This window comes from Burkholderia cepacia, assembly GCF_001718835.1.
In the GTDB taxonomy this organism is placed as follows: domain Bacteria; phylum Pseudomonadota; class Gammaproteobacteria; order Burkholderiales; family Burkholderiaceae; genus Burkholderia; species Burkholderia cepacia_F.
The window spans coordinates 1,757,303-1,771,994 of sequence record NZ_CP013444.1; the positions used below are offsets into that span (position 1 = coordinate 1,757,303).

Annotated in this window: 12 protein-coding genes and 1 pseudogene; 4 read left to right on the forward strand and 9 right to left on the reverse strand. The window is 63.6% G+C overall.

Annotated features, from left to right (window positions below; all coding sequences use genetic code 11):
* Positions 1-28: 28 nt before the first annotated feature.
* The 8 genes from WT26_RS27900 to WT26_RS27930 form a co-directional block, all read right to left on the reverse strand.
* Entirely contained in the window at positions 29-316 is a 288-nt protein-coding gene (locus WT26_RS27900; protein WP_059880436.1) for a PAAR domain-containing protein, read from the reverse strand.
* 62 nt (positions 317-378) lie between these two features.
* Complete coding sequence (locus WT26_RS37710; protein ID WP_155123241.1) at positions 379-948, reverse strand: hypothetical protein; 570 nt, start codon at positions 946-948, stop codon at positions 379-381.
* Positions 949-975: 27 nt separating this feature from the next.
* Positions 976-2,319: a type VI immunity family protein gene (locus WT26_RS27905; RefSeq protein WP_069274435.1), complete on the reverse strand. Its 1,344-nt coding sequence runs from the start codon at positions 2,317-2,319 to the stop codon at positions 976-978.
* A gap of 38 nt (positions 2,320-2,357) precedes the next feature.
* On the reverse strand, positions 2,358-3,620 hold the full coding sequence (locus tag WT26_RS27910) for a VRR-NUC domain-containing protein (protein ID WP_069271871.1): 1,263 nt from the start codon (positions 3,618-3,620) through the stop codon (positions 2,358-2,360).
* 25 nt (positions 3,621-3,645) lie between these two features.
* On the reverse strand, positions 3,646-6,498 hold the full coding sequence (locus WT26_RS27915; RefSeq protein WP_069271280.1) for a type VI secretion system Vgr family protein: 2,853 nt from the start codon (positions 6,496-6,498) through the stop codon (positions 3,646-3,648).
* 198 nt (positions 6,499-6,696) lie between these two features.
* Complete coding sequence (locus WT26_RS27920; protein ID WP_069274436.1) at positions 6,697-7,722, reverse strand: VTT domain-containing protein; 1,026 nt, start codon at positions 7,720-7,722, stop codon at positions 6,697-6,699.
* 154 nt (positions 7,723-7,876) lie between these two features.
* Positions 7,877-8,956 carry a zinc ribbon domain-containing protein gene (locus WT26_RS27925; protein WP_059884747.1) on the reverse strand — a complete coding sequence of 360 codons (1,080 nt, stop codon included), beginning with the start codon at positions 8,954-8,956 and terminating at the stop codon, positions 7,877-7,879.
* A 230-nt stretch (positions 8,957-9,186) separates the two neighbouring features.
* The gene (locus WT26_RS27930) at positions 9,187-9,657 is read right to left on the reverse strand and encodes a universal stress protein (RefSeq protein ID WP_069274437.1); all 471 of its coding nucleotides are present in this window, start codon (positions 9,655-9,657) and stop codon (positions 9,187-9,189) included.
* A 318-nt stretch (positions 9,658-9,975) separates the two neighbouring features.
* Here WT26_RS27930 and WT26_RS27935 point away from each other — a divergent pair, with 318 nt between their 5' ends.
* Together WT26_RS27935 and WT26_RS27940 are read left to right on the forward strand one after the other, a co-directional pair.
* A complete protein-coding gene (locus WT26_RS27935) occupies positions 9,976-12,069 on the forward strand; it encodes a PAS domain S-box protein (protein ID WP_069274438.1) in 2,094 nt (697 codons plus the stop codon).
* Positions 12,066-12,713, forward strand: a complete 648-nt coding sequence (locus tag WT26_RS27940) for a response regulator transcription factor (protein ID WP_006483707.1) — start codon at positions 12,066-12,068, stop codon at positions 12,711-12,713. The genes WT26_RS27935 and WT26_RS27940 overlap by 4 nt, the downstream gene beginning before the upstream one ends.
* 48 nt (positions 12,714-12,761) lie before the next feature.
* On the opposite strand, the gene WT26_RS27945 is transcribed toward WT26_RS27940, so the two are convergent.
* Entirely contained in the window at positions 12,762-13,163 is a 402-nt protein-coding gene (locus tag WT26_RS27945; RefSeq protein ID WP_069274439.1) for a lysozyme inhibitor LprI family protein, read from the reverse strand.
* A gap of 325 nt (positions 13,164-13,488) precedes the next feature.
* Between WT26_RS27945 and WT26_RS37715 the strand changes: the two are divergent.
* Together WT26_RS37715 and WT26_RS27950 are read left to right on the forward strand one after the other, a co-directional pair.
* Positions 13,489-13,677 (forward strand): annotated as a pseudogene (locus tag WT26_RS37715) (DUF2182 domain-containing protein); the annotation flags it as partial.
* 12 nt (positions 13,678-13,689) lie between these two features.
* On the forward strand, positions 13,690-14,610 hold the full coding sequence (locus tag WT26_RS27950; protein ID WP_069274440.1) for a DMT family transporter: 921 nt from the start codon (positions 13,690-13,692) through the stop codon (positions 14,608-14,610).
* Positions 14,611-14,692 lie beyond the last annotated feature (82 nt).

Below are 14,692 nucleotides of genomic sequence, written 5' to 3' on the forward strand. Positions count from 1 at the left end.
ATCGCCACTAATACTAAATCACAAAAAATCAGACATCGATCGACATGACATGCTGCGAAGCAACGAGCAACGGCGGCACCGGGCATTTGCAAACGCACAGATCGTCGCTCAGCGCTACGCGGCGACCATCAGGCCCGGTCATTGGGATTCGCGGGCCGACACATTGAATCTTGCCGATCGTCTTACACACCGGGCAAAACACATCGTCATCCTCGTGCGCGATGTGCCTGCCGTCGAGCGCGAACGGTGTAGCCTTGGCTTGGACCGTTCCGGCCACCGTCGTGTGATCTCCGTCGAGAATCAGGTATCGAGTCATGATCGTTAGCCGCCTCATTTTTCCTCAGACGTCGTAATCTCCGGGCCGAGACTCCACTCGCATCAACACCTATTCAAAGCCTCTTCGACTCCTTGACGGTATTTTGCGGGCACTCCATCATTTCCAACCAATAGTTCTTCAAATATCACGCGCACGTTAATTTTCTCTGGATTCACATGCTCTTGCAGCAGCTTGTCTAACTTCCCATGTGCAGTAAATTTACGAATATAGTCAGGCCCAATCCCCAAGGCAACATCAGCAAGGAGAACCGGAATCCCCCAAATTAACGTTAGCAGAGACGTTTTAGGTGTAATCGCATGCTTTAAAATATTCCCACGATCAACACACGAGTCTAAATTTCCAAGCGCCTCGATAAGCCAGTGTCGCTGCGGCCTTACACTCGCAACCATGATGCGCTCAACCAGAAAGTCTTGAAACCGCAAGTCTTTTTTAATAATTTCAGGGCAAATTCGCTCGCTTGCCCGATGAATTGCTTGAACACTGGACAAATTCTGTCCTGCAGCCTCAATAAAGCCATTGTCCTGAAGCGCGACACACACTGTATTCAAGACAAACGAATCGCATACGCCCGAAATATTTTTCCTGACGATCGCTTCAATCTCATCCGTCATTCCCCCCCCAACATCGAATATGCCACGCTACCCATCCTGCTTCTGACTCGGCGACCAATGCCAGTTCGTCGTACCCCAAGAACTGCCCTCGATCACAGGCATGATTTCGCCTGCTTCGAAATAACGGCGACTGCCTGCCTTGGCGGGCGTATGCCACCATCCAGCTTCGGGACACGGGTTGCCGCCCCGTACGCTTTGGCGGACCGGTTCGCGATTCGCGGGCGGCGGAACGACAGTCGGCGGCTCAGGAATCGGCGGCGCATCGGGCAAGTCAAAACGAGCCACCCATTTCCGCGCATTTTTTACGTCCGCGCTCGGCAGATCGGGGATGTATGTGTGCAGTGCGTCAGGCTTCGGATCGCGCAGCACACGCAAGACACTGTTCACAAACACGTACGGCTCAGGCAAGCCTTCTTCAGGAGCACCAAGGCGCGGGAAGTCGCCCGCGCGGATCATCAGACACGCATTCGCACGCTCGATGTGGATGTCAGGACGATCAAGTTTTTCCCGGATCGCCGCCTCGCCGCCCAAGCGCTCGATGAACAGTTCGCCTAGGATCGTGTACCAGTTCACGCCCTTGATGAAACCCCATCGCCCGACCTTTGCACCGGGATGCAGGTAATCATACTGAGCCGTCATTTCTTCTAGTGACTCACCCACATACGAATTTGCCTCGTAATCAGATTTCTGCAGGTGAGCGGTGCTATCAATCTCTAGTCCGCTGAAACGTTCCGCAAGCGCCCATTCCTGCGGCATGTACTTACTATAATTAAATGCGAGTATTGGCGCCAATCCGCCATAACCAGCACGCACAACGAGTTTACCGCAAACATACTTCAAAAAATTCTCGTATTGCACGATTCCTTCACTAGTTGTCATCAAGTTCAGCGGCACATTGAACTTCAAATATGACAATCCAGATTCTCTCCCCTTTGCCACGCGCAGCAACCCGTTGGGATGAACATAGTCTTGTGCAAGTGCCGAACCCGTGAGCGTCTTGATGCTATATTCAGCCGCAGTGTCTTGATCAGTCGCACTAGACAAAACAACACTCACTTTCAAATGTGACGGTGAATCGATAATCGCCCGTCGAATCTTCTCAACGCCTTTCTCGTTCCGCTTCGAGAATTTACCAAGGTCGGAGTCCTTGCCGCCCTTCAGATGCTCGCCGAACATTTCGGCGAAGCGATCAAAACAGTCAAGAATCGCCTTTCGCACCTCAGGCTGCGAGCCACGCTCGAAAAACACCGTACCGATGACTCCCGGCAACACGCCCATTGAGTTGTCGGCAAGGCGCACGCTCAAATCTTCCTGATAGCGGGAAAGCGCCTGCAACGGCGTCAAGACGGGTTTCGGATCACTCAAAGTCATAATCAGATCATCTATTGATCAGTCGCACATGAATTCACTCAGCTTGCGGACAGTGCCGCAACTGTGCCCCCACCGCCGACGACTACACCAAGGGTTGCAGCCAATGCCGCTGCGGCTTCCGCACCAGCCGAGATAATCGCACACAGTGCAGCAAAGATCGCGATCAACTCAGGCAACAACAGGATCACGATCGCAACGCCGATGACAATGGCTACCGCTATCGCGGCTCCCTTCAGCAGCGTCACGCCGACCTGCGCCCAATCGATATGCGTGAGCACATCCCACGTCATATCGGTCATTTGCACAATTGCCTCCCATCCAGCCTTGAGTTGCGCAGCCGTGTAGCGAAATATTTCGTGACCTTTCTCATCCACCCACACCCAAGCGCTATGCGCCTTATCGGCGATCCACTGACCTGCCGTAAACATCCATGCCGCATGCTGATGCAGGAACGCGCTGGTTTCAGCAGACAGGTACGAATACCCACGATGTACGGCATCCCACACAGGGGCGACAGCATGTTCAACCTCTTCGCCGAACTCATGCGCCTTTTGCCACCAGTCCTCATACCAGACGTGATGCGGGACAGCAGGGACGCTACGAATAGGCACGCGCTGGCGCTCCTTTTCCTCTTGGGCTTTCGGCGCGGGAATAGGGGCGGGTTTGGGGATTCTCTGCAGATCACCGTTGCAATCGGTCACATCGATCACCGACATGCGGTTTTTGTAATCACCGGCGATCAGCTTATAGGCTTCTTGCTGAGCTTCACCTAGAGAGTCACCGGGAAACTTCACCTCGACAAGCCGCAACAAATTCGGAACATGACGGCCGCCCTCTCGATCGAACGTCCCACGACCGGGCCAGAGAATCGCCTCTTTATCTACGATGATCACATCGGGACGCCGTAGCAAACCCACCGTCGCCCCGGGAGGAAATGGATTTAGACTGCGGCGGCGCTCCGTCCCATAGGGGTTCTCGTTACTGAGGAATGGAATTGGAATACCACCAATCATTGCATCAGCCGGTGTCATATCAAAGCTGACTTCGGCCTTGTACTTGGATAGCCACTTCCATTTGACCCGTTCCTCAAAAATCATCGGCGCACTCATTGCGGCCTGCATGAGCAACCGATAAACGATCGATCCATCGCGCAACTTGACAGGCACGTATTTCGCCGTTTTCAGCGCAGTCTCGACCTTTTCCTGCAAATATCCCTTGGTATTTGGCGGCAGATACGCGTACTCAGGTACACGCTCTTTGATCGTCTCGCACGCGCCCGCCGGTTGAAGTGATCCGCCCATTGTGTTCTCCAAGTATCGTCGGCGCTCACGCGCGCTCGTCGGGGTCAACCTTCACGTAGTCAGCAAAAATGTCAGGCTCCCCACCGCCCGCATACTTCCACGGCTCCACATCCTGCTTTTCCTGTTCGTACGCCTTGAGGCTCACGCTCTGCGCGCTCGGTGTAAAAATCGGCACCGTTTCGCCAAGGTCGTTCGTGTGACCGAGCACGGTTCGTCCTGAAGGCAGCTTCATTTCGTACGCATGTCGAATCATCGGCGTGCCGTCCGCTTCGTTCTTCAAGACGTATTGCGCCTGATACGACGGTTTGAACTGCGGCATCGCGTACGACTCACTGACCGGCCCGGAGAAACTAAACGACGCTCCTTTGAAATCGACGCTACCGGGTGCGTGTATCGAGACGTTGCCGCCCTTAACACGGATCGTCGCACCACCGCAGTACAGGACCAGTTCCTGATCGGCTGCGATTTCCATCCGTCCGGCCACCGACAGCAGTTTCACAAGCTGCTGCGCGATCATTTCCAGATCGCCGTCCTGCGCCTGAATTTCGACCTTTCCCTTACCCGCAACGGCTTTGATGCCCTGATTCCGCGCGAACAGGCTGAGATGATTTACCGCAGCCGCGTGCATCGATCCGCCCGCAGCGAAATATGAATCCTGGCCGCTGATCCAGTTCGCCTGTTGGTCGGCGCTGGCATGTAGCGACTGATGGGTGGACAAGCCGATACCGGCCGGACTGCCGAGCAGCAGCAGCGGCGCAGCGAACGCATTCGCGTTACCCGTGCCGCCACCTGCTGTACGTCCGCCGGTAGCTTCACCGGACGCGGATTGCTTCGTTGCATCGGTGAACGTCGTCAGTGCATCAACGCCGGATTTCAGGCTCTCGGCTTGATGCTGTTCGCTTGCATCCGAAATGCTGCCGAGCAGGTTTTTCGAGCGCGTAAGCTGCTCGCGCGCTTCGTCAACGTCGAGTTGATCACTGTCGCGCGACACGGGATGCGCGCTGATCGACACGCCCCTGCTACCGCGTACCGATGCGTAATGGTCGGCGTGCAATAGCAACCCCGAACCGAGATATCGCCCGCGCGTGTTGCCGCTCTGTTGAATCAAATAACCCTGCGCGATCGATGCGTAGCTGCTGCCCGTATAGCTGACGAGCCGTGTACCGCTTTGATTCGTGGCGTCATCGTGGACGAACGAATTGAACGCGCCCGTCCCGCCGAACCCACGCGACTGGAACCCCGACAGCAGGACATTTGAGTGCCACTGCGAAGGCGTCGTGCCGCCGTTGACGCGCCCCAAAATGAATGGCTTGTCGCAATCGTTTGCCCAATAGGCGACTAAAACCCATTCACCGGCACGTGGCACGTGTACCGATCCGTAGCCATTGCCGGTATCGGCCTGCATGGTCGACAGCAGCGGCGACGAAGCAAACGTGCCATCCTGGTTCTTGCGGTCCCAAGCGAAATGTACGCGGACTTGATTTCGCTCGTTCGTCCACGCTTCCGATCCTTGCTGCGTCACGACGATCGCGTGTTCGATGGTCATGTTCGGCCTGGGATGCGTGAGCGGGCTGCGATATTCAACGCTCGCTTCTTGTGCTTCAATCTCGATGACGAAATATCCGGCCGTCCCGTCTTGCGGATGCTCCGGAGTCTTGAAGCGTGCCCCGTGTGCCGCCTGCTGCTCGGCCAACGTCGCACGCAGGCTGAGCGGATATTCAGTCGCCTGCCGACCAATCGACACGTTGTTTTCGATAAACCAACGCGCCTCGATGACGAGAAATTCGCGCTTCTTCGGATCGCTGTCGGGATGTCGCGGATGGTTGTTCAGCGTGAACCGCAATCCGGCATCCAACCAGCGCAACCCACCGACGCCGAAATATCGACGTGCGCGCGAATCCCATTCCTGTACGCGCCGACGTGCGCGAGCCGCGCCGCTCTCCGAGTCGGGGTAGCCGTACGCGGTCGGCTCGTAAACCATCATCGGAGCGCGTGGGATGCCGTGCGCTTCCCTGTGTCGCCCATCGTCCTCTACATAGCTCGTAGATTGCAAAGCGCTGTCTACTTCAAACGTCGCGGTCGGCCTCTTGTAATCAAACGCGCGCGACATGTAGCGCAGACTTTGCATCGTCTGCCTGACCGCCCATTGTGTGAACCCGTCCGCTTCGTGATCTGTGTTGCCGCGATAGTATTCGGCCGATTTTGCTTCCGGCAGCGACGCCACGCGATCCAGAATGATGAGCGTTGTTTTTGGCGGCTCACCGTCTTTTGTCTGTTCGTGGACCCAATAGAAATACCAGCCCTCATCTTCGAGAAGGCGGTGTACGAAATGAAGATCGGACTCGCTCTGACGGCACCATGAGCGCACGGCAGGGTCGCGCGTCAGGTTGAAGCGGAACCGCCCCTGAAGCTGCGGATATCGGTTGAGTATTTCCGAGATAATTTCGCGGGCGTCTTTTTCGAGCCAGCCTTCATCGTTGCGGGTCTTGCTCAGGAAAATCAGGGCGGAGGAAAATTCGAGCTGAAAGGTTGACACACTACCGTCGCTGCCAAAATACCCGACTTGATGCACGAAGCCATGCACGGGGCGATAGATCGAGTCGGCGTAGAGTGTCGTCCGCTGCTGAATCCACAGGGTGACAGGCTGATGCATCAGCGACAGCAGCGCTGTATCGTCGTGCAGCGATGCAACATCGACCATCCAATGGTAGTCACCGCCGATTCCCGACGATCCGCGCGCCCGCAACGGGGTCAACGCGTTCTTGCCGAGCGGGGTATCCAGCATCAACAGCCGGTCGTGCTGCAACAAACCGCGATGGACGGCTTCGTACAGGTCGCGATTTTTCAGGTCCCCGGGCACGGGTGGTCTGAGTACCATTTCTTGTCGTCCTTCTCTCAGGTTCGAGCTACCGTCAGAGAAAGCGACACAAGGACGGTCAGCCAGCGGCGACGAAAGGTCGCTCTCGCGCGATTGTAGCTAAAAATCTGAGGAATATTTACCGACTTGACGAAAGTTGACACCGCAAAATTTGGCACACTTTTTGGACACTTTCCGTCAGGAACCGGCTCGACGTATTTATTTGGACAACGTCGCCCGCACCGTATATTCGCCTTCGAGCGCCCCGTGTTCGGGCCGCACGAAATACCGCGACGCATCGAGATCCGCCGGCAGCGGCTCGACCGGGTAGCCGTGCTTTTCCCACGCATCGAGCCCGCCCTTCAGCGCCTTGATGTGATGCGCCATCTTCTTGCGCTGCATCTTCGCGATCAGGCGCTTCGCGGTCGCTTCGTTCGGGCACACGCAATAGACGACGATCGGCCGTTTCAGCACTTCGGGGTCGAGCAGGTCCGGCGAATCGAGATCGACCGGCACCGCGCCGGCGATCCGGTACGGTTCGCGCTCGCGAATCGCCTTCGGCCGCGCGTCGAAAATCAGCGGCGGCTCGTCCGACGTCATCATCTCGACGAGTTGCGGCGGCGAGATGCGCACCTGCGCGAGATAACGGCGGAACTGCACGCGACGCACCCAGCGGTACAGCAGGAACGTGATGAAGATCGCGAGGAACGCGTCGAGGATCGTGCCGCCGCTCGCGCGCACCCACAGCACGAACTGGACGATCTGGTCGTGAATGGCCGCACCGCCGACCAGCCAGAACGCGGCCCACAGCGACGCGCCGGCCAGATCCCAGAACAGGAACACGCCGACACCGATCGCGGTCGTGCCGAGCAGCGGCGCCGACACGAGGCCGAGGCCCGGCAGGAACTTGGACAGCACGAGCAGCGGCGCACCGTGGCGTTCGAACAGATTGCGTGCGAAACGCAGCGTGGTGTCGAGCGACAGCGAGAAGCGCACGAGGCCGTTCAGCAGGCGCCGGCCGCGCGTGCGGCCCATGAAGAACCACAGCGAATCGGCCAGCATCGTCGCGCCGATCGCCGCCGCGAACATGCTGACCCAGGATGCCTGCCCCATTGCCGCCATCGTGCCGCCGAGAATCAGCATCGGCACGGCCGGCACCGGCACGCCGAGCTGCGTGATCAACACGCTCGCGAACACGGCCCACGGGCCGAGCGACGATGGAATAGCGATGGGAAAGTGCCACACGGCGGCGCTCCTGGAAGACATGCGGGCCGGACCGACGCCGGCGTCCGGCCGTGCAACGATCGCTGCGACAGTTGCGCAGCCGGGACGGCATGTCCGGCATTCTAAACGGGATTGACGAACGCCGCGCTGTACGGTGCGCCGGACGCCGCGCGCGTCACGCGGCTGGGGTGGACGGCGTGGCTGGCGCGGTCGTGCCGGCGAACGTGCCGCACGACGGGCAGAAGCGGCTGAACGCATTCTTGCGCGTGCGGCACTGCCCGCATGCGTTGAACACGCAGATGCCGCAATGCGGGCAGAAATTCGCGTTCGGATCGGCGGTGTCGAGCGGCCGCTCGCAGCCGGGGCAGACCTTCTTCGCGATGCGCGCGTACGCGGTCACGAAATCGATCGCCTCGCGCCGCGACACGTCCGGCTGCTGCTCCTCACGGCGCTTCTGCTCGAGATAGCGCGACAGCGCGCGGATCGCGTACTGCCCGACCGCGACCGTCAGCACGATGCCGACGAGATAGCGCACGTAGCCGCCATAGCTCGGCAGGTACGGCACCAGTTCGACGAAGAATCCGTACAGCGCGAAAAAGATGAAGCCCCATACAAACGGCCAGTAGCGGCTGCCGCGCTTCTTCGCGAACAGCCAGCCTGCGACCAGCAGCAGCGGCAGCGTGAACAGCAGCCGGATGCCGAACACGCGCAGTTCCTGCTCGCGCTGGGCCGCTTCGAGCTTGCGGTCGGCCTGCGCTTCGAGTTCGCCGAGCGCGAGCCGGGTTGCGCCCTGCTCACGCTCGAGCGCCTGCGCGGCCTGCTTCAGCGTGCCGATGCGGGCCTGCGCGTCGCGTTCGCGCTGCGTCGCCGCCTCGAGCGCGCGCGCATGCGCGAGCACGGCCGGATCCTGTTCCGCGCGCTCGGTCGCATGGCGGCTCGCGATCGTCGTGCGAAACGATTCGCGTGCCTGCTGCGTATCCTGCTCGGCCGCGGTCAGCAGCATCGACGCCTGTTCGGTTGCGTCGCGATTCGCGGTCAGGTCCGCCGACAGCTTCGCGAGCGTCTGGCGCAGCGGCGCGGCCGCCTGCCGGTCGATGAACGCGTCGCGGTCCAGCGTCACCTCGACGCGCGGCAAATCGCCGACGATCAGGCCGCCGAGTCCGATCAGGAAGCCGGCGAACACGACGGCGATGATCCACAGCGCGCGCTGGAACCACACTTCGGCCAGCCGCAGTCCCTTGGTCGATATTGTCATGCGTGATGGGCTCCATGGACGCCGGCCCCGTCGCGCGTCGGCGTGACGCGCGCCCGGCGATGAGCGAAAAAAGGGGCTACGTCAAGGATGCTGCCAGATGTGCGCCGCGCGGCGCAACTTCAGCGCCGCGGCAGGTGCGCCGCTCAGCGCATGCGGCGCCGGCACGACGCATTGCGCGGCGCGCCGTCAAACGCCGCGCTCGCACGCGGCCCGGTTCATGCACGCGCGGCTCAGGCGGGCTTCGTTACCGTTTTCTCGTCGTGCCGCACCAGCAGCACCGGCCGGTCCGCCGCGCGCAGCAGCGACTCGGCGACGCTGCCGAGCAGCAGCCTGCGCAGGCCGTGCCGCCCGCTCGTGCCCATCACGATCAGGTCGGCATCGGTTTCGGCCGCCGTACGCATCAGCACGGCCGCGATGTCCTCGCCATATGCTGTCAGCGCGCGCACCGTGCCCGGCACGTGGTGCGCATCGAGCGCGGCCTTCGCGTCGTCGAGCACGAGCGTCGCGGCGTCCAGCGCCGACGGCTCGGGTTCCCGTGTGTCCGCGAAGCCCGCGTCGACGTCGACGAGTTGCGTCTTGTGCTCGACGACGGACGCACAGGTGATCGCGCCGCCGGACGCGACCGCGATCCGGATCGCCTCGTTCAGCGCGAGACGCGCGCTCGGGCTGCCGTCGAGCCCGACGAAAATCCGCTTGTACATGTTCCGCACCTCTCACCGGACAGCCTTGCGCGTTGCGCAAGGCAGGTTCGAATCAGATCGCCGGCGGCTCCGCCGGCCCCTAGACTTCTTAGTCTGGCCCCACGCTCCCGGACGCCCGTTGACGCGCATCAAATACGGTCACTCCCCCCGGCCCCCGATCTTTTGTCTGAATTTCCGCTGCCCCCATTACAAAAAAGTCATAAAACGCGCACAATTTCGTCTCGATAACAGATACCGCCAAGCATCGGGCGCCAACCGCGCCCGATTTTTCCTTTGTCGCCCCGGTGCCAGGGCGGCCTCGGACAGAGTGGCCCGTAGATGACCGCCAGTGGAACCCCGACGCGCGACGCCCCGGTGCGCATGCGCTTTCAAACCATGTTACGCCAGCCGCTCGCGGCCGGCGTCGTTGCGCTATGCGCCGGCGCGGCGCTGTCGCTCGGCGTCGCGCTGCTCGTGCGCGAGCAGTGGCAAGGCGCCGTCCATACGCGTTTCGAACGCCGCGTCACGCACGTGACGGCAATGCTGCTCCACGAGCTGCAGGACAGCGTCGGCGTGCTCGAAGGCGCGCGCGGCGCGCTCGGCCTCGCGCCGCAGATGACGCCCGTGCAGTGGCGCCAGTATGTCGACGCGCTCGCCATCGACAACAGCCGTTCGCCGATCAGCCAGATCGGCTATGCGCCGCTGCCGCCCGCCGTGCGCGGCCAGCTCGCCGGCGCCGCCGCGCCTTCGTCGGCCGTGCCGCTCGCGGTCGCCGCGCTCAGCGCGCCCGCGTCGTCGGCGCCCGCCGCGCGCTTTGGTGCGGCCGACGCCGTGTCGCTGCGGCGCGCCGTGCAGACCGGCAACGCCGCGCTCGGCATCCGGGCGGCCGACGACGATGCCGCCCGCACCGTCACGCTGTTCCTGCCCGTCGCCGACCCGCAGCACCCGGTCGCGCGGGAAGGCGGCATCGACGGCGTGCTGTTCGCCGAGCTCAGCCCGCGGCGGCTCGTCGAACGCGCGCTCGACTCGGAGCGCGGGATCGACCTGCGAATCAGCGTCGACGGCGACCCGCGGCCGATCGTCAGCGCGGAGACCATCACCGACGAGGCGTCGGCGTCGCCCGACCTGATGCGGCGCACCGACGCGCTGAACTTCGGCGGCACCGTGCTGACGCTCGCCTATTCCGCGGACGGCCGCCCGAGCGCAACCGGCGCGCAACGCGCGGCCGGCACCGTGCTCGCCGCCGGGCTGATCGCGTCGATCGCGTTCGCCGCGCTCGCGTATGCGCTGGTGCGCGGCCGGCCGGGGTCCGCCGCGGACGTCGGCGCCCGCAGCCGCGGCATCCTCAACGAGGCGCGGATGATGGGCATCATCCGTTCGTCGATGGAAGCGATCATCACGATCGACGAAAAACAGACGGTCGTGATCTTCAATCCGATGGCCGAGCAGGTGTTCGGCGTGTCCGCGATGGAAGCGATCGGTGCGCCGCTGTCACGCTTCATCCCCGAACGGTTCCGCGCCGCGCACGCGAAGCACGTCGACCAGTTCGGCGTGACGGGCGTGTCCGAACGTCAGATGGGCCGCCAGCGCGTGCTGTTCGGGCTGCGCGGCAACGGCGAGGAGTTCCCGATCGAGGCGTCGATCTCGCAGATCCGCGACGCGTCGGGCAAGCTCTACACGGTGATGCTGCGCGACATCACCGAGCGCGTGCGCGCCGAGAATGCGCTGAAGCAGTCGCGCGAGGAACTGCGCGAGCTGTCGGCGAACCTGCAGAACGTGCGCGAGGAAGAAAAGACCCGCATCGCGCGCGAGCTGCACGACGACCTCGGCCAGCAGCTCACCGCGCTGAAGATGGATCTGTCGGTGGTCGAGCATACGCTGCGCGCGCCCGACAGCGGACGGGCCGGCGAAGACGTGCTCACCCACCTGCAGGGCATGCGGCGGCTGATCGACGCGACGGTCGCGTCGGTGCGGCGCATCGCGGCCGACCTGCGGCCGGTGATGCTCGACGATCTCGGCCTCGTGCCGGCGATCGAATGGCTCGCGAACGATTTCACGAACCGCTACGGGATCGACGTCGAGCGGCACATCGAAACGGGCGGCCTCGCGTTCACCAGCGCCGGCGCGACCACGCTGTTCCGCATCGTCCAGGAAGCGCTGACCAACGTCGCCCGCCACGCGGACGCGACCCGGGTCACGCTGACGCTCGGCGTCGAAAGCGGCTTCTGCGTGTTGCGCGTCGCGGACAACGGCCGCGGCTCGGCACCCGGCGGCCCGGCCCACGAAGACAAATCGTTCGGCCTGATCGGCATCCGCGAGCGCGCCCACATGCTCGGCGGCACCGTGACGATCGACACCGCGCTCGCGCGCGGTTTCTCGATCACCGTCGCCTTGCCGCTGACCACGATTCAACAGGAAACCTCAATCACATGATCAAGGTGCTCATCGCCGACGACCATACGCTCGTACGCGACGGTCTGCGGCACATCCTCCAGAACGCCACCGGATTCGAAGTGGCCGGCGAAGCCTGCGACGGCCCGTCGACGATCGCGCTCGTGCGCGCCACCCCCGCGCAGGTGCTGGTGCTCGACCTGTCGATGCCCGGCCGCAACGGCGTCGAACTCATCAAGCAGATCAAGGACGAGAAGCCGGCGCTGCGCGTGCTCGTGCTGACCATGCACGCGGAGCAGCAGTACGCGGTGCGCGCGTTCCGCGCCGGCGCGTCCGGCTACCTGACGAAGGAAAGCGCGAGCGCCGAGCTGGTCGGCGCGGTGACGAAGGTCGCGTCGGGCGGCGTCTACGTGAGCCTCGCGATGGCCGAGCAGTTCGCGCAGAGCCTGAACGAGCCGGCCGAGACGTTGCCCCACCAACGGCTGTCCGATCGCGAATTCGACGTGTTCCGGCGGATCGCGGCGGGCCAGACGCTGACCGAGATCGCCAACGCGCTGTGCGTGAGCGCGAAGACGGTCAGCACGTACAAGACGCGGATTCTCGAAAAGATGCAGATGCCGCACGAAGCGGCGCTGGTGCGCTATGCGATGCGGCACAAGCTGCTCGACGAAACGGACGACGTGTAACGGGCGACGTGTAACGGACGCGCGCCGGCGGCACGCGTTCCGCCGCCGTCACTTCGCCGGCACCGGGCACGCGAGATCGCCTTCCTCGCACGACAGATAGCCCTTCAGCGTTTCGGTGCGCGCTTTCGTCAGATCGTCGAGGCAGGTCGACACGACCATCGGGTGGACGCTGCCACCCTCCGCGCCCGCGCTCGAGAAACCGCATTCGGCATCGCGGTACGCGATCCACGCACGCTGCGCGGAGACGAGCTTCTCCGCCAGCGGCCGGTTGGCCCGCACCCGCGCGGTGACGGCCTGGTAGGTCCGGTTCAGTTCCCCGTCCGATTTCCTGTACGCGCGATCGGCGCACGCACTCATCGACGCCTGGTCGGCGGCATTCGCGCAATTCGCCTGCGCATGGGCATTCGCCGCCACCGCCAGCAGCAACAGCAAACCGGTCAAGACACGCATGGATGCTCCTTGTTGTTCGTTGAAGTCGTGGAACCCGGTGCCGGGCGGCCGCCCTGCCGCGCCTCGGAGCACGGCGCCGCGCGCCGGGCCGGCGCGGGTCGACGCGCTGCGGCCGCCTCGGCGCGGCGACACCGATCGCGATGCTAGCGCACGAGCGCGCAATTGTCAGCCGCATAGTGCCGCGCTTGCATCTGCCCCTCGTCCGCCTACACCGGAAAACCGAAACCCCGTTTCGATCCCGCTAGCGCATCCATTCCGCTCCCCGCAACTGCTGCATTCCTCGGCGCAATCCGCGTTCGCATCGTCGACACGCGCGCGACGTCGCGTCGGCTGCTGCTGGGCGCTGATGCTGCTGATGTTCGTGGTCGGCGCGGGCAGTCTCGGCTGGATGCTGGCGCTCGCGGCCGCGATGGCGATCGAGAAGAATGCCGCGTGGGAGCGCCGCGTCACCGCGCCGCTCGGCTTCGCGCTGCTCGGCGGCGCGGTGCTGATCGCCGCCGGGCATCTTCTGTGAGGTTAGGCCGCGATGCTCCCGCTCGTCACGTCCGGTTCCGTCGAGCGCCTGCGGCCGGCCGCGCGCACCGTGCTGCTGACGGCCGTCGCGATGCTCGCGTTCGCATCGAATTCGCTGCTGTGCCGGCTCGCGCTGCAGGCCGGACGGATCGACGCGGCCAGCTTCGGCAGCCTGCGTCTCGTATCCGGCGCACTGATGCTCGCGATCGTCGTCCGCGCAGGCGCCGGCCGGCCGCCGCCGCGCGCGGACTGGCTGGCCGCGGCGATGCTGTTCGTGTACGTCGCGTGCTTCTCGTTTGCGTATCTGACCGTCAGCGCGGCCACCGGCGCGCTGATCCTGTTCGGCGCGGTGCAGCTGACGATGTTCGCGGCCGGCCTGCACGCCGGCGAGCGGTTCACCGCGCCGGGCTGGGTCGGGATGGCCGCCGCGGTCGCGGGGCTGCTGTACCTCGTGTCGCCCGGCGTGTCCGCGCCGACGCCGCGCGGCGCCGCGCTGATGACGGCCGCGGGCATCGCATGGGGAATCTATTCGGTACGCGGCCGTCGGCCCGTCGATCCGGTCGCGGCGACCGCCGGCAATTTCCTGCGCGCCGCGCCGATGGCGCTGGCCTTGAGCGCGGTGTTCGCCGGGCGTTTTCATCCGACGACGCGCGGCGCGCTGCTCGCGGTCGCGTCGGGCGCGCTGACGTCCGGCATCGGTTACGTGGTCTGGTATGCGGCGTTGAAACACCTCGCCGCGATGCGCGCGGCGGCGGTTCAACTGTCGGTGCCGCCGATCGCCGCGTGCGGCGCCGTGCTGTTCCTGTCGGAACAGCCGACCTGGCGGCTCGCGCTCGCATCGGCCGCGATCCTCGGCGGCATCGCGCTCGTGCTCGCCAGCCGCGCGCACGGGAAAACCGCGCCGCAGGCGCAGCGTCCGCCCGACACGCGGTAATGAACGCCGGGCGCGGCCCCCTTTACGTGAGAAAGCCCGCACCGAACCGAGTGCGGGCTTTCCGTCATTCCGGGGCGATCCG

Bases quoted from the DNA above. Each gene is read 5' to 3' on its own strand.
- WT26_RS27910 (WP_069271871.1), bottom strand. From the start codon at position 3,620: ATGGGCGGATCACTTCAACCGGCGGGCGCGTGCGAGACGATCAAAGAG.
- WT26_RS27905 (WP_069274435.1), bottom strand. From the start codon at position 2,319: ATGACTTTGAGTGATCCGAAACCCGTCTTGACGCCGTTGCAGGCGCTT.
- WT26_RS27940 (WP_006483707.1), top strand. From the start codon at position 12,066: ATGATCAAGGTGCTCATCGCCGACGACCATACGCTCGTACGCGACGGT.
- WT26_RS27925 (WP_059884747.1), bottom strand. From the start codon at position 8,956: ATGACAATATCGACCAAGGGACTGCGGCTGGCCGAAGTGTGGTTCCAG.
- WT26_RS27950 (WP_069274440.1), top strand. From the start codon at position 13,690: ATGCTCCCGCTCGTCACGTCCGGTTCCGTCGAGCGCCTGCGGCCGGCC.
- WT26_RS27915 (WP_069271280.1), bottom strand. From the start codon at position 6,498: ATGGTACTCAGACCACCCGTGCCCGGGGACCTGAAAAATCGCGACCTG.
- WT26_RS27900 (WP_059880436.1), bottom strand. From the start codon at position 316: ATGACTCGATACCTGATTCTCGACGGAGATCACACGACGGTGGCCGGA.
- WT26_RS27945 (WP_069274439.1), bottom strand. From the start codon at position 13,163: ATGCGTGTCTTGACCGGTTTGCTGTTGCTGCTGGCGGTGGCGGCGAAT.
- WT26_RS27935 (WP_069274438.1), top strand. From the start codon at position 9,976: ATGACCGCCAGTGGAACCCCGACGCGCGACGCCCCGGTGCGCATGCGC.
- WT26_RS27930 (WP_069274437.1), bottom strand. From the start codon at position 9,657: ATGTACAAGCGGATTTTCGTCGGGCTCGACGGCAGCCCGAGCGCGCGT.
- WT26_RS37710 (WP_155123241.1), bottom strand. From the start codon at position 948: ATGACGGATGAGATTGAAGCGATCGTCAGGAAAAATATTTCGGGCGTA.